The organism is Paucibacter sp. KCTC 42545 (genome assembly GCF_001477625.1).
In the GTDB taxonomy this organism is placed as follows: Bacteria; Pseudomonadota; Gammaproteobacteria; order Burkholderiales; family Burkholderiaceae_C; genus Paucibacter_A.
Map to the genome: position 1 here is coordinate 1,171,271 of NZ_CP013692.1, position 13,866 is coordinate 1,185,136.

12 protein-coding genes and 2 tRNA genes are annotated in these 13,866 nt (G+C 64.2%); 10 read left to right on the plus strand and 4 right to left on the minus strand.

Annotated features, from left to right (window positions below; genetic code table 11):
• Positions 1 to 34 precede the first annotated feature (34 nt).
• From hemC to AT984_RS05210, 6 genes are all read left to right on the plus strand, one after another.
• Complete coding sequence (gene hemC, locus AT984_RS05185; RefSeq protein ID WP_058719182.1) at positions 35 to 979, plus strand: hydroxymethylbilane synthase; 945 nt, start codon at positions 35 to 37, stop codon at positions 977 to 979.
• Positions 980 to 981: 2 nt separating this feature from the next.
• Positions 982 to 1,767: a uroporphyrinogen-III synthase gene (locus AT984_RS05190; RefSeq protein ID WP_058719183.1), complete on the plus strand. Its 786-nt coding sequence runs from the start codon at positions 982 to 984 to the stop codon at positions 1,765 to 1,767.
• Positions 1,760 to 2,914: a uroporphyrinogen-III C-methyltransferase gene (locus AT984_RS05195; protein ID WP_231741530.1), complete on the plus strand. Its 1,155-nt coding sequence runs from the start codon at positions 1,760 to 1,762 to the stop codon at positions 2,912 to 2,914. Before AT984_RS05190 ends, AT984_RS05195 begins: the two co-directional genes overlap by 8 nt.
• A gap of 22 nt (positions 2,915 to 2,936) precedes the next feature.
• Positions 2,937 to 4,184, plus strand: a complete 1,248-nt coding sequence (locus tag AT984_RS05200) for a heme biosynthesis HemY N-terminal domain-containing protein (protein ID WP_058719185.1) — start codon at positions 2,937 to 2,939, stop codon at positions 4,182 to 4,184.
• A 61-nt stretch (positions 4,185 to 4,245) separates the two neighbouring features.
• A tRNA-Arg gene (locus AT984_RS05205) sits at positions 4,246 to 4,322 on the plus strand.
• A 267-nt stretch (positions 4,323 to 4,589) separates the two neighbouring features.
• Positions 4,590 to 4,666: transfer RNA gene (locus tag AT984_RS05210), tRNA-Arg, on the plus strand.
• 54 nt (positions 4,667 to 4,720) lie between these two features.
• Here the strand turns inward: AT984_RS05210 and AT984_RS05215 are convergent.
• Positions 4,721 to 5,830: a CaiB/BaiF CoA transferase family protein gene (locus AT984_RS05215; protein ID WP_257721172.1), complete on the minus strand. Its 1,110-nt coding sequence runs from the start codon at positions 5,828 to 5,830 to the stop codon at positions 4,721 to 4,723.
• Positions 5,831 to 5,874: 44 nt separating this feature from the next.
• Between AT984_RS05215 and greB the strand changes: the two genes are divergently transcribed.
• The gene (greB, locus tag AT984_RS05220) at positions 5,875 to 6,453 is read left to right on the plus strand and encodes a transcription elongation factor GreB (protein WP_058719186.1); all 579 of its coding nucleotides are present in this window, start codon (positions 5,875 to 5,877) and stop codon (positions 6,451 to 6,453) included.
• Between the two features lie 42 nt (positions 6,454 to 6,495).
• Here the strand turns inward: greB and AT984_RS05225 are convergent, their stop codons facing one another.
• The 3 genes from AT984_RS05225 to gmk all read right to left on the minus strand — a co-directional run bounded on the left by AT984_RS05225 (position 6,496) and on the right by gmk (position 9,741).
• On the minus strand, positions 6,496 to 8,784 hold the full coding sequence (locus AT984_RS05225; protein ID WP_058719187.1) for a RelA/SpoT family protein: 2,289 nt from the start codon (positions 8,782 to 8,784) through the stop codon (positions 6,496 to 6,498).
• 108 nt (positions 8,785 to 8,892) lie between these two features.
• Positions 8,893 to 9,096, minus strand: a complete 204-nt coding sequence (rpoZ, locus tag AT984_RS05230; RefSeq protein WP_058719188.1) for a DNA-directed RNA polymerase subunit omega — start codon at positions 9,094 to 9,096, stop codon at positions 8,893 to 8,895.
• 24 nt (positions 9,097 to 9,120) lie between these two features.
• Positions 9,121 to 9,741, minus strand: a complete 621-nt coding sequence (gmk, locus tag AT984_RS05235) for a guanylate kinase (protein WP_058719189.1) — start codon at positions 9,739 to 9,741, stop codon at positions 9,121 to 9,123.
• Between the two features lie 239 nt (positions 9,742 to 9,980).
• On the opposite strand from gmk, the gene nikR reads away from it, so the two are divergent.
• The 3 genes from nikR (at position 9,981) to AT984_RS05250 (ending at position 13,850) form a co-directional block, all read left to right on the plus strand.
• The gene (gene nikR / locus AT984_RS05240) at positions 9,981 to 10,478 is read left to right on the plus strand and encodes a nickel-responsive transcriptional regulator NikR (protein ID WP_082679802.1); all 498 of its coding nucleotides are present in this window, start codon (positions 9,981 to 9,983) and stop codon (positions 10,476 to 10,478) included.
• A gap of 213 nt (positions 10,479 to 10,691) precedes the next feature.
• On the plus strand, positions 10,692 to 12,779 hold the full coding sequence (locus AT984_RS05245) for a TonB-dependent receptor (protein ID WP_197418249.1): 2,088 nt from the start codon (positions 10,692 to 10,694) through the stop codon (positions 12,777 to 12,779).
• A gap of 228 nt (positions 12,780 to 13,007) precedes the next feature.
• A complete protein-coding gene (locus AT984_RS05250; RefSeq protein ID WP_058719191.1) occupies positions 13,008 to 13,850 on the plus strand; it encodes an SDR family NAD(P)-dependent oxidoreductase in 843 nt (280 codons plus the stop codon).
• The last annotated feature ends 16 nt before the right edge of the window (positions 13,851 to 13,866 follow it).

The following is a 13,866-nucleotide window of genomic DNA, read 5'->3' on the forward strand; positions in this document are numbered from 1 at the left end:
GCGATGCGGGCGCGGCCTGTTTGATAATCCGGTCATGAGCGAAACCAACAATCAAGCCGTCATCATTGCCACCCGTGAGAGCCGCCTGGCTCTGTGGCAAGCCGAACATGTCAAAGCCCGGCTGGAGGGCGAGCTGGGCCTCAGCGTCAGCCTGCTGGGCATGACCACCCGAGGCGATCAAATTCTGGACCGCAGCCTGTCCAAAGTGGGCGGCAAGGGCCTCTTCGTCAAGGAGCTGGAAACGGCGCTGGAAGAGGGCCGTGCCCGCCTGGCCGTGCATTCGCTCAAAGACGTGCCGATGGAGTTGCCCGAGGGCTTCGAGCTGGCCGCCATCCTGCAACGCGAAGACCCGCGCGACGCCCTGGTGTCCAACCGTTACGCCAGCCTGGACGAACTGCCGCAGGGCGCAGTAGTCGGCACCTCCAGCCTGCGCCGCGTGGTGCAGTTGCTGGCCTTGCGGCCGGACCTGCGCATTGAGCCTTTGCGCGGCAACCTCGACACCCGCATGCGCAAGCTTGACGACGGCGGCTACGACGCCATCGTGCTGGCCGCCGCCGGCCTGATGCGCTTGGGCGCCGGTGCGCGCATTCGCGCCCGCTTCGGCATTGACACGATGATCCCCTGTGCCGGCCAAGGCGCTTTGGGCCTGGAGTTGCGCGCTGACGACCATGCATTGAAGGCGCAAATCCAGAGCCTGATCCACCGCCCGACCTGGCTGGCCACCTTGGCCGAACGCGCCGTGTCGCGCGCGCTGGGCGGCAGCTGCAGCGTGCCGTTGGCGGCCCATGGCCATTGGCAGGGCGATCAGCTGATCCTCGCCACGGCCTTGGGCAATGCCGAGTTGCCCAGCAGCCCCTTGCTGCGCGCCCAACTGCAAGCGGCCGTGGCCAGCGAGGCCGAGGCCGAGGCCTTGGGCCAGCAGGCCGCCCAAGCCTTGCGCGAGCAGGGTGCGGCGCGCTATTTGCCGCAAGCTTGCTGAGCATGCGCCTGGTGCTGACCCGCCCTCAGGGTCAGGCACCCGAGTGGCAGAAAAAGCTGGCGGCCCTGGGCGTGCAGGCCGAGAGCCTGCCCTTGCTGGAAATTGCCCCCAGCGATGGCCGCGACGCGGCCCTGGCTTGGGCGGCTTTGCCTGCGGCGGCGCTGGCATTTTTTGTCAGCCCGAATGCGGTGGAGCATTTCTTTGCCAGCCAGCCGCTGGGCCAGGCATGGCCTGCGCAAACCCTGGCCGCCTGCGTCGGGCCGGGTAGCGCCAAGGCCTTGCAGGCTTTTGGCGTGCCGGCCGCGCTGATTGTTCAGCCGCCGGCGGATGCCGCTAGCCTGGACTCAGAACACCTCTGGCCTTTGCTGAGCGGCTTGGATTGGCAAGGCAAATCGGTCTTGCTGCTGCGTGGCGAAGGCGGGCGTGAATGGCTGGCCGAGCGCTTGCGTGAGCGCGGCGCCCAGACGCAGGCTTTTTGCATTTATCGCCGCCGTTGCCCGGTGTTGGCGCCGCCCGAGCAGGCCTTGCTGGCCCGCATCCTGGCGCAGCCGCGCGAGCATGTTTGGTTGTTCAGCAGCGCCGAAGGGGTGGGCCATCTGGCCAGCTTGACCGAGCCGGGCCAGGACTGGTCGCAAGCCTTGTGCATCTGCACCCATGAGCGGATTGCCGCCGCCGCCCGTGAGCTGGGTTTGACACATGTGGTTTTGACGCGACCCGACCCGCAAGCAGTCCAGCAGGCCCTGCGCCGTCTGCAGGGCGACCCCTACAATCATTTTCACCGTGAGTGATACCCAACAAACCCCCATCGAGTCGGCGCCCGAGCTTGGCGCCCCAAGAGCTGGCGCAGCGCTGCCCGCAGCTCAGCCTGCACTGCCTATGTGGTTACCGGTCACTGCGGGGCTGCTGGCCCTGCTGAGCCTGGGCGGCCTGGGCCTGGCATGGCAAAGCATGAGCCGGCAGCAGAGCCTGGAGCAGGAGTTGGTACGCCGCCAAGAGCTTGTGCAAAGCAATGCCAGCGAAGCCCGCAGCGCCGCCAAAAGTTCGCAAGACCTGACCCGCGACACCGCCGCCAAAGTGGCCCTGCTGGATGCACGCCTGGCTGAAGTGGCCTTGCAGCGCGGGCAGTTGGAGGAGCTGATCCAGTCCATGTCGCGCTCGCGGGACGAAAACGTGATTGGGGACATCGAAGCCTCGATCCGCGTGGCCCTGCAGCAAACAGCCATCACCGGCAGCGCCGAGCCCCTGGTCATCACCCTGAAGTTGGCCGACGAGCGCCTGCAGCGCTACAAGCAGCCGCGCATGGAAGGTGTGCGCCGGGCCGTGGCGCGGGATATGGACCGCGTCAAGGCGGTCAGCGTGGTCGATGTGTCGACGCTGACCATCAAGCTCGACGAGGTGGTGCGACTGGTCGACGAATTGCCGCTCATCGTCAATGCTGAACAGGCCGAGGCGGTGAAGCCCAAGCCCCAGGATGAACGCAGCAAGTCTGCCGCTAAGCCTGCCAAAGCTGGGAGCGCGGGCGACAAGGCTGCTGACAGTGGTAGCCTGGCGCTGTGGTGGGCGCAGGCCAGCAAGACCTTCAGCGATACCGCGGCCCTGGTCTGGCATGAAACCCGCAGTCTGATCCGCGTCACCCGCATCGATCATCCAGAAGCCGTGTTGCTGGCCCCCGAGCAGGCCTTCTTCCTGCGCGAGAACCTCAAGTTGCGTTTGCTGAACGCGCGCCTGGCCTTGCTGAGCCGGCAGTTCGAAACGGCGCAGGCCGATCTGCGCGATAGCCAGGAGATGCTGGCCCGCTATTTCGATGGCCGTGCCTTGAAGGTCAAGGCCGCCAGCGATTTGCTGCGCCAGGTGACGGGCCAGGCCCGCCAGGTGGTGGTGCCGCGCCCGGACGACACGCTGGCCGCTTTGTCCGCCGCTGCGGCCGGCCGTTGATGATGATGGGAGCTTGAGTCTCATGCGCACCATCATTTGGTTGGTTTTACTTTTCACGGTGGCCGTGGTGGCTGCCCTGGCCCTGGGCCGCAACGACGGGCTGGCGAGTTTTTACTGGAGCGGCTGGCGCCTGGATGTGTCGCTGAATCTGTTCTTGCTGGTGCTGGTGGGCAGCTGCTTCGCCCTGGTCACCGCCATTCAGACCATCAATGCCCTGATCAACCTGCCCCAGCGTGCCAAGGAATGGCGTTTGGCGCAGCGCGAGCGCAGCGCCCAGCTGGCTTTGCGTGAAGGCCTGGCCGAGTTCTTTGGCGCCCGCTACGGCCGCTCGCAAAAAGCGGCGCAGCGTGCCTTGACCATTCATGCGCAGACGCCTGAGCTGGAGCGTGACCACGGCTTCTTGGCGCTGGGCCATTTGCTGGCCGCTAGCAGTGCCCACCGCATGCAAGACCGCAAGCGTCGCGACGAGCAACTGGCGCTGGCACTGGACTTCTCCAAGCGCAGCTCCGCCGGCAAGGCGCAAGAAGAGGGCGCTTTGCTGTTGGCGGCGGAATGGGCTTTGGATGACCGGGACGCCAAACGCGCGTTCGACCTGCTGGCCGATCTGAGCCCCGGTGTGGCCCGCCGCACCCAGGCCTTGCGCCTGAAGCTGCAGGCCAGCCGTTTGTCCAAGCAATACCTGGAAGCCTTGCGCACGGCGCGCCTGCTGGCCAAGCACCAGGGCTTCTCCAAGGTGGCGGCGCAGGGTCTCTTGCGTTCCTTGGCCTTTGAGGCGCTGGAAGGCGCCCGCGATGTGGATCAGCTGCGCCAGGTCTGGCAGCAGCTCGATAGCGCCGACCGGCGCGATGTGCTGGTGGCCTGCCGGGCCGCCAGCCGCTCAGCGGCGCTGGGCTCACCAGATGACGGGCGCGGCTGGCTGCGCCCCTTCTGGGACGATATCGGCGAGCTGCCGGCGGATGAGCGCGCGGTGCTGGCCGAGGCCTTGGTGCCGGTGCTGCCGGGCTTGGCGCCGGAATGGCTGCAACGCCTGGAGTCTGCCGTGCAGCGCTTCCCGCGTGACAAGCATCTGGCCTACGCCCTGGGCCACGCCCTGGCCGAGCGCCAGCTGTGGGGCAAGGCGCGCCTGATCCTGGAACAGGTCTGCGAAGACCACAGCGTGGCCGCCAGCGCCCGGCGCCGTAGCTGGCTCACCCTGGCTCAATTGGCCACGCAGGATGGCGATATGGAGCGGCGCGCGCGCTGCTTCGAGGCGGCCGCCGGCGTGCATTGATGTGTCGATTATTTGAAATTTCTGTGCAAGCGGAAAAAACCATGCTATAGTGCAAGGCTTCGCGGCTGTAGCTCAGTTGGATAGAGTACTTGGCTACGAACCAAGGGGTCGTGGGTTCGAATCCTGCCAGCCGCACCAACAAAGAAGAAACTTGATCAGTGAATAGCTAATCAAGTTTCGGATTGAAGAAGAAAATAGAAGGGCCCGACTGAGAAATCAGTCGGGCCCTTTTTATGTAAGGGTCTGATTCTGTAGTTTGCAGTTTCACAGGGTTTGAAGCCTAGGCCGTTTGAGTATCTACAGGTACCCAGGCGCTTAGCAAAAGTTCAAATCTCTGAGAAATGTTTGAAATTCAAAAATATTTGAATTCACTCAAAAAAAGCATGCTATAGTAGAGGGCTTGAAGCGGCTGTAGCTCAGTTGGATAGAGTACTTGGCTACGAACCAAGGGGTCGTGGGTTCGAATCCTGCCAGCCGCACCAAAATAAGAAAAAAACGAAAAGCCTCGATGAGTAATCATCGAGGCTTTTTCAATTTCAGCTCGCCAAACCCAATTCGCGCAGAATCGCCTCGGTATCCGCGCCGGGCTTTGTGCCAGCCTGTGCCGGGCGCAATTGGCTGCGTGAAAAGCGCGGCGCTGCGCTGGGCTGCAATTTCCCGTCGATGCGGCTGAAATTGCCGCGCGCCAGATTGTGCGGGTGGCTGGCGGCTTCCTCCAGGCTCAGGACGGGCGCAAAACAAACGTCCGTGCCCTCCAGCAGGGTCTGCCACTGGCTTTGCGGCTTGGCCTTGATACGGGCCGCCACGCGGGCGCGCAGGGCGGGCCATTGGCGGGTGTCGAACTGGGCTTGCGGGTCGACATCTTGCAGATCAAGCCGCTGCAGCAATTCGGCATAAAACTGCGGCTCGATGGCGCCCAGGGTGACGTAGCGGCCATCGGCGCATTCAAAGCTGTCGTAGAAGGGCGAGCTGTGCAGGAAGAAGTTGTGCTGCGGCGCATCCGGCCACATGCCGGTGCCGCGCAGGGAATGAATCAGCGCGCTCATGCAGCCCACGCCATCGACCATGGCGGCGTCGATGATCTGGCCGCGGCCGCTGCGTTGTGATTCCAGCAGGGCGCTGAGCAGGCCCAGGGCCAAAAACAGCGCGCCACCCGCCATATCGCCCAGCAAGGTGGCCGGCAGGCTAGGCGCTTGTCCGGCGCGGCTTGCCACCGACAAAGCGCCGGTGAGGGCCACATAGTTGATGTCATGCCCGGCGGCGTGCGCCAGCGGGCCGTTTTGGCCCCAGCCGGTGACGCGGCCGTAGACCAGCTTGGGGTTGCTGGCCTCGAATACCGCAGGCCCAAGCCCCAGCCGTTCCATCACGCCGGGGCGGTAGCCTTCGATCAGCGCGTCGGCCTGATTGATCAGGGCGGTCACAGCGCGCATGCCCAGTTCGGTTTTGAGGTCCAGGCAGATGGAGCGCTTGCCGCGGTTCAGCGCGTCGCCGGTGTTCAGGCTGCGCAGGGCGGCGGGGCGCTCCACCACGGTTACCTCGGCGCCGAGGTCGGCCAGTAGCATGCCGCAGAACGGAGCGGGGCCGATGCCGGCCATTTCAACAATCTTCAATCCCTTCAGCGGACCGTTCGTTTTTTGTTCTTGCAAGATGCCTCCTTGATTGCCTTTGCACAGCGCAGACAATACACGGCATGAACAAGGCATTCACCAAGGAAAACGATGGGCCCGACGATGACGAGGACGGCTCCCCCTCACTGCCCGCCATACCGCCGGGCACGCGCAACTACCTGACGCCGCAAGGCTACGCCCGGCTGCGCGCCGAGTTCATGAGCTTGCTGGACGAAGAACGACCCAAAATCGTCGAAATCGTCTCCTGGGCGGCCAAGAATGGCGATCGCTCGGAAAACGGTGACTACCTCTACGGCAAGAAGCGCTTGCGCGAAATCGACCGCCGCCTGCGCTTTCTGACCAAGCGCCTGGACATCGCCGAAGTGGCCGACCCGAGCTTGCACTACGGCAGCGATCAGATCTTCTTCGGCGCCACCGTCACCTACGCCACCGCCAAGGGGGATGAGCGCACCATCACCATCAAGGGCATCGACGAGGCCGACAACCTGGCCGGCGAGGTCAGCTGGATTGCCCCGATTGCCCGGGTGCTGCTGAAGGCGCGCGAGGGCGATGAGCTGCAACTGATGACGCCGGGCGGCATCGAGCAGATTGAGGTGCTGGAGGTGAAGTACCCGGCGCCCAGCACCGAAGGCAAGGCCTGAGCCACGGTTCTCCGGCCTAAGTCGGAGATTGCCGGAGTGGTACTAGGTCGGCTTAACCCGCCAGACCCGCAGCACGGCGGGCGAGCGCTTGAGCGTGCGCAGCACATCGGCCAGATGCAGGCGGTCGCGCACCGAGAGCAGCAAGCTCATTTCGGCCGTTTCGCGGTGTTGGGATTCATCGCTCATCTGGATGTGCGTGATGTCGGCCTCGGCACTGCTGACGGCTTGCGCCACTTGGGCCAGCACGCCCTTGCCGTTGTTGAGTAGCAGGGACACGGCGGCCTCGAAGGGGCGGGTCAGCTCCTCGGCCCAATTGACGGCGATCCAATGCTCGCTGTCGCGCTGGAAGAGCTTGCGCCCGACCTGGCATTCCGCCGTGTGCACCAACAGGCCTTCGCCGCGTCCCAGATAGCCCTTGATCTCGTCGCCGGGAATCGGCCGGCAGCAGGCGGCCAGGCGCACCGAGGCGCCTTCACTGCCGTCCAGCGTGACCTGACCCTGGGCGGGCAGTTCCTCGCTGCTGAAGCGGCCCATGGTGAGCATCACCGCATCGGGGCGCTGGCCTTGCTCGGCCAGCATGCGGGCCAGCTTCTTGGCCACGATGGTGGCGATCTTGCGGCCCAGGCCGATTTCAACCAGCAATTCGTCGATATGGCGGTTGCCAGCCCAGCGCGCCAACTGCTGCCAGAGCTGCGCGGCCGTATTGTCTTCATCGTCCAAACTGGGCAGGCTGAGGCCTTCGGCACGCAGGGCTTGCGCCAGCATTTTTTCGCCCAGATCGCGGGATTCGTCTTGCTCTAGATTCTTCAGGAAATGGCGAATCTTGGAACGCGCCCGGCCGGTGCGCACAAAGCTCAGCCAAGCCGGGTTGGGGCGGGCGCCGGTGGCGGTGACGATTTCGATCACATCGCCGCTGCGCAGCTCGGTGCGTAGCGGCACCGGTTCACCGTTGATTTGCGCGGCCACGCAATGGTCGCCCACATCGGAGTGGATGGCATAGGCAAAGTCCACCGGCGTGGCGCCGCGCGGCAGGGCCATGATTTTGGACTTGGGCGTGAAGACGTAGACCGCGTCGGGGAACAGGTCGATCTTGACGTGTTCCAGAAACTCGTTGGCGTCACGGGTTTCGTCTTGAATATCGATCAGCGACTGCAGCCAGCGCGAGCCTAGCTGCTGCGCGTTCTGTGCCCCTTGGCTGTGCGCGGTGTTCTTGTAAAGCCAGTGCGCGGCCACGCCTTTTTCGGCCACGAGGTGCATGGCCTCGGTACGAATCTGGAATTCCACCGGCGTGCCCAGCGGGCTCACCAGGGTGGTGTGCAAGGACTGATAGCCATTGGGCTTGGGGATGGCGATGTAGTCCTTGAAGCGGCCGGGCTGGGGCTTGTAGAGCTGGTGCAGCACGCCCATCGACAAATAGCATTGCGGCAATTCATGCACGACGATGCGAAAGCCGAAGATGTCACTGACCTGCGCGAAGCTGAGGTGCTTGTCGCGCATCTTCTGGTAGATCGAGTAGACGGTCTTCTCGCGCCCTTGCACCTCGACCTTGACGTCCGACTCGCCAAAGGCCTTGAGCACATCGCGCTCGATGCGCGAGACGAGATCGCGCCGATTGCCACGCGCCTTGGAGATGGCCTTGCTCAAGGCCGCATGGCGCCAGGGGTGGATGTGGGAGAAGCTGCGCTCTTGTAGCTCGCGGTAGATCTGATTCAGGCCCAGGCGGTGTGCGATGGGGGCGTAGATGTCCAGCGTCTCGCGGGCGATGCGGCGGCGCTTGACCGGCGCCATCGCGTCCATGGTGCGCATATTGTGCAAACGGTCGGCCAGCTTGATCAGGATGACGCGCACATCGCGCGCCATCGCCAGCAGCATCTTGCGAAAGCTCTCGGCCTGTGACTCTTCCTTGGTGGAGAACTGCAGCTTGTCCAGCTTGGTCAGGCCGTCCACCAACTCGGCGGTGGGCGCTTCAAAGCGCTCGATCAACTCGGTTTTAGTGATGCCGCAATCTTCCATTGCGTCGTGCATCAGCGCGGCCATGATCGCTTGGGCGTCCAGGCGCCACTCGGCGCAAATGCCGGCCACTGCGATCGGGTGGGTGATGTAGGGCTCACCGCTGGCGCGGAACTGGCCCAAATGGGCCTCGTCGGCAAACTTGTAGGCCTCGCGAATGCGCTTGATGTCGGCCTTGGGCAGGTAGTGCAGCAGGTGCACCAGGGCGTCAAACGAGGCGGCCTCGGCGGTGGTGGGCTCAGGGGCTGAGGCCGCGCGCAGGCCGGGCAGGCCACTCAAAGCGGCAGGCAGGCGGGGAAAGGCAAAAGTTCGGAAACCCATGCGCCGAATTTACAGCATCAAACCCGGGTGAATGCGATGCAGGGTTGTTGCGGGCAAGAAAAAGGGCGCCCGCAGGCGCCCTCTGTGCGTACTGGTAAGCGCTGAGGCTTAGACCGGCACCTTGCGCAGCATCTCGATGCCCACTTCGCCAGCGGCGATTTCGCGCAGCGCGGTGACGCCCGGCTTGTTCTTGCTTTCGAGCTTGGGCGTGTGGCCCTGGCTCAGCATGCGAGCACGGTAGGTGGCGGCCAGAACCAACTGGAAGCGGTTGGGGATCTTTACCAGGCAGTCTTCGACAGTGATGCGGGCCATGTGTTTTTCCAGTCCAAAGGTCAATCAGGGAAGTTCGAGAGCGCGGAACACGGCAGAGCGATTCCGGCGCTGAGCCGCGTATTTTAACCGCTGCGCGTGAACAATCGACTTCAAATCGAAAACTGCGGTGTCAAACACCGCATTCACCACCACGAAATCGAAGTTTTGCGCCTGCGCGACCTCGATGCGGGCATTGCTCATGCGCTGGGCAATCACGGCCGGGTCGGTGTCGCCGCGGCGGTTCAGGCGCTGTTCCAGCTCTTCCCAGCTGGGCGGCAAGATGAAGATCAGCACCGCGTAGGGGAAGAGTTGCTTGATCTGCAGCGCGCCTTGGAAGTCGATCTCCAGCACCACATCGTCGCCATGGGCCATGCGCGCCTCGATGGCCGAACGCGAGGTGCCGTAGAGGTTGCCATGCACCTCGGCCCATTCAAAGAACTCGCCACGTGCGGCCATGGCGCGGAACTCGTCCGCGTTGGTGAACCAGTACTCGCGGCCATGTTGCTCCTGGCCACGCGGCGCGCGTGAGGTGTGCGAGATCGACACATCCAGCTTGGAGTCCAGTTCCAGCAAGGCCTTGACCAAGCTGGATTTGCCGGCCCCGCTGGGGGCTGCGACGACGAAGAGATTGCCTGGATATTCCATGTGCTGAGGTCTTGAGTGGGCTGGCTTGCCGCCCTGGATGAGCCTGGGCGGGGGTGCGACATTTTAGGCGCAGCCGGGCCGGCCGGCTTGTGCCTGGCCGCGTTGCCTCTTGCCGAGCGGGGGCTGAGCACTCTCCGCGGAGCGGCGAGCAAGTGAGATCGCGCCGACCGTATGGACCTACATCGCCCAGTCATATCTCCCGCGTAAGGTGCGCCCGGTTCACTGCCGAAAGCCCGATCTTGGACCGTTTCACTATTTCACTCGACGAAAAGCTGGCGCAAGAGTTTGATGCCTGGATTGCCGCGCGGGCCTATGCCAACCGATCGGAAGCCGTGCGGGATCTGCTGCGCGCCGAGCTGGAGCGTGGCCGCCAAGCCCATGCGAGCAGCCAGCTTTGCGTGGCCTGCTTGTCCTATGTGTTCAAGCATCACGAGCGTGATCTGGGGGAGCGGGTGACGCAGCTGCAGCATGCCCATCACGAACTCACTGTGGCCAGCATGCACGCGCATCTGGACCACGAGTTCTGTCTTGAAACCGTGCTGCTGCGCGGCCCCACGGCGCAGGTGCGCGCTTTTGCCGACGCGGTGTGCGCAGAGCGCGGCGTGATGCACGGCAAGCTCAATTTGATCAGCGTGGATCAGGGTGGCGGGCATGGCCCGCATTCCCATCTCGGTCACCACAGCTATCACGGGCGTCACGACGATGCTCAGCATCAGCACCTGACGCCATCAACCTGATGGCCTGACCTTTTTGCCCCACAGCTTGGGCGCGGGCGCGCCCAAGCCTGCATTCGCCCAAGGGCGAGTTCCACCTCTCATCCGATTCACCGTGTTTGACCGCCAGACCTTCGGCCCAGAGCTTGTATGAAGAAATTGAAAAACAACTTAACGACGATCAACTTGCAGCCGGGCCGGTCTGTGCGGGCTGCTCCGGCGCTCAGCCAGCAGCTCATGCGCTGGCGTTTTACGCTGTTGCAGGCCGTGGCTTGTTGGGCGCTGGGTGCTGGGGCGCAGGCTGCGGGCGTCAACACCTTGCCGCAGGTGCTGATCAGCGGCAGCGGCGCCGCCGTCGCGGTGGACGAAAAGCCTCAATCCGCCACCGAGGGTCAGGTCTTGCGTGAGCAGATTGAGGCGCGCCCCTGGCTGCGCCCAGCTGAGGTCTTGGAGACGGTGCCCGGGGTGGTGGTCACCCAGCACAGCGGCGACGGCAAGGCCAACCAGTACTTTCTGCGCGGCTTCAATCTGGACCATGGCACCGACGTCAGCATCTACGCCTTGGGCATGCCGGTGAACCAGCGCAGCCACGCGCATGGGCAAGGCTATGCGGACCTGAACTTCTTGATTCCCGAGTTGGTCGATTCACTCAGCTATCGCAAAGGACCCTACCTGGCCCGTGATGGCGATTTCGCCACCGCGGGTGCGGTCGCGATTGACTATGTGAGCCGCGTGGACGCACCTTTCATCGCCGCCTCCGTCGGGCAGAACGGCTACCGCCGGCTCTTGGCCGTTGCTTCCTGGGATCAAATTCGCCTGGGTGAGTCGGGTACGCCCGGCCGGCTGCTGCTGGCGGCAGAAGTGCTCGGCAATGACGGGCCCTGGACGGTGCCCGAGCGTTTGGCCAAGAACAATCTGGTGGCCAGCTATGCCGAGGGCGATTTGAACCAGGGTTGGCGCTTGACGGCCATGCTCTACCGCGCCAAATGGACAGCGACCGACCAGATCCCGGAGCGGGCGGTCAAGAGCGGCTTGATCGGCGAGTTCGATTCCTTGGACCCCAGCAGTGGCGGCAAGACGGACTTGGCGGCCCTGAGCTGGCAGGCCAATGGCCTCAACCATCAAGGCGCTTGGCGCGCCTCGGCCTATTTGGCGCGTTACAGCCTGGATTTGTATTCCAACTTCAGCTACGCCACCGATGCCCAGCACGGGGATCAATTCCGCCAGCAAGATCAGCGCAATAAGTTCGGCGCCGAGCTGGCACAGACTTGGCGCTATGCCGGCCTGGGCGCGGCGCAAAGCACGACGGTCGGCCTGCAACTCCGCCATGACCGTATCGGCCCCTTGGGCCTGCAACTGACCCAATCCCGCCAGCCCTATGCCACCGTGCGTGAGGACCGGGTCGATGAAACCAGCTTGGGCGGCTTCATCGACCAGGCCACGCAGTGGAATCCTTGGCTGCGCAGCCATCTTGGCCTGCGCGCCGACCAATTCCGCTTCAAGGTGCGTTCGGACACGCCGGCCAATAGCGGCGACAGTCAGGCCCACATCCTTTCGCCCAAAGTGGCCTTGGCCTTCACGCCCAGCCAGGAAATTGGCTTGTTTGCGAACTGGGGGCAAGGTTTCCACAGCAATGATGCGCGGGGGACGGTGATCAGTGTCGACCCCGATCCGCGCTCCGGCAGCTACGGTCAAGCGGTTGACCGGGTCACGCCGCTGGCGCGCGCCACCGGCACCGAGCTAGGCGCCACCTGGACCACGCCGGAGCTGCAACTCAGCGCCGCGCTGTGGACCTTGAAGCTGCAGTCTGAGCTGGTTTATGTGGGCGATGCGGGTGCCACCGAAGCCGGTCGGCCCAGCCTGCGCCGCGGGGTGGAGTTCGCGGCGGTGTGGCAGCCGAACAAGGCTTGGACCTTGGACGCTGACGCGAGCTTTACCCGCGCGCGTTTCGACGATGGTGATCTCTCCGCCGCCTACATCGAAGGCGCGGTGCGCCGCACCTTCAGCGCCGGCCTGAGCTATCGGCCCAGCCAGGCCTGGGAAGCGGCGCTGCGCTTGCGCCATATCGGCCCGCGACAGCTGAACGAGGACGGCAGCCAAGTCGGTGCGGCCAGCACGGTCTTGAATGCGCACTTCGACCTTGGCTTGAGCCGCAACTGGCGCGTGGGCCTGGATGTGCTCAACGTTAGCAACACCCGTTTCGCCGATATGGAGTACCGCTACGCCTCGCAACTGCCGGGCGAGGCGGCGCCGGTGGAAGACCGCCATTACCACCCGGGCGAGCCGCGCAGCCTGCGAATGACGCTCAAGTACAGCTTCCACTAGCCGCTTGGACGGCGCTAGGACGCCAAGCTCTTGTCGTGGGCAGGTGGCGTGGGGGTGATGGAAGGTTCGGTGAGACGGCCGCTTGCGCTGCCACGGTGAGATTCGGGCATGATCCGTCCGCTCGCCAGCGGGTTCAGCCGGCGACCCAAGAGTCAGCTCAGCGTCGAGCCTAGCCGAGCCGAGCTGACCATCGTCATTCATCGCCTTTTTGAGAGAAAACGCCTAGCCATGAGTCTGCCCTGGAAACATCAGCCCCCGCGAACCGTCTTCATCAGCGGCGGTGGCAGTGGCATCGGGCGGGAAATGGCCCAGCAACTGGCGCGGGAAGGCGCCCATATCGCCCTCATCAATCGCAAGCTGGCGCCGCAGGTGGTGGCTGAATTGCGAGCCCTGGCGCTGCGCGCTGACCAGCGTTTTGAAAGCTATAGCGCCGACGTGTCGGACGACGTGGCTTTGCAGCAGGTGATTCAACAGGCAGTTCAAGACCTGGGCGCACCGGATCTGGCCATCAACTCGGCCGGCATGCAGATCGCCAAGCCTTTTGAGGAACTCAGCGCTGCGGAGTTCGGCCGGGTGATTCAGGTCAATCTGATCGGCTCACGCAATTTCGCGGCCGCCGTTTTTCCGCATCTCTCCCAGGGCGCGCACCTGGTCTTGGTGGCCTCGCTGGCCGGCCTGGTGGGCAATTTCGCCTATGCCGCGTATTGCGCCTCCAAGTACGGCACGGTGGGCCTGGCCGAGGTACTGCGTATCGAGTGGCGGCTCAAGGGTATCGACGTCAGCGTGTGCTGCCCGGGTGAGATCGACACGCCGCTGATGCAGGAAGAGCGCCGGACGCTGCACCCCGTGTCGGCGGCGATGAAGGGCTTTGCCGGTTGCTTGACGGTGGGGCCGGCTTGCCGCGCCATGCTGCAAGGCATTGCACGGCGTGAGTTTGAGATCGTGCCGGGCTTTAGGCCCAAGCTGACGGTGTTTTTGAGCCGCCATTTGGGTGGCCTGGCGCGCGGCGTGGCGGACGGCATTGCAGCCAAAGCCTTCAAGGCTTTCAAGCGGACGCTGTCGAAAGCCTGAGCTGCTGAGTTTCTGC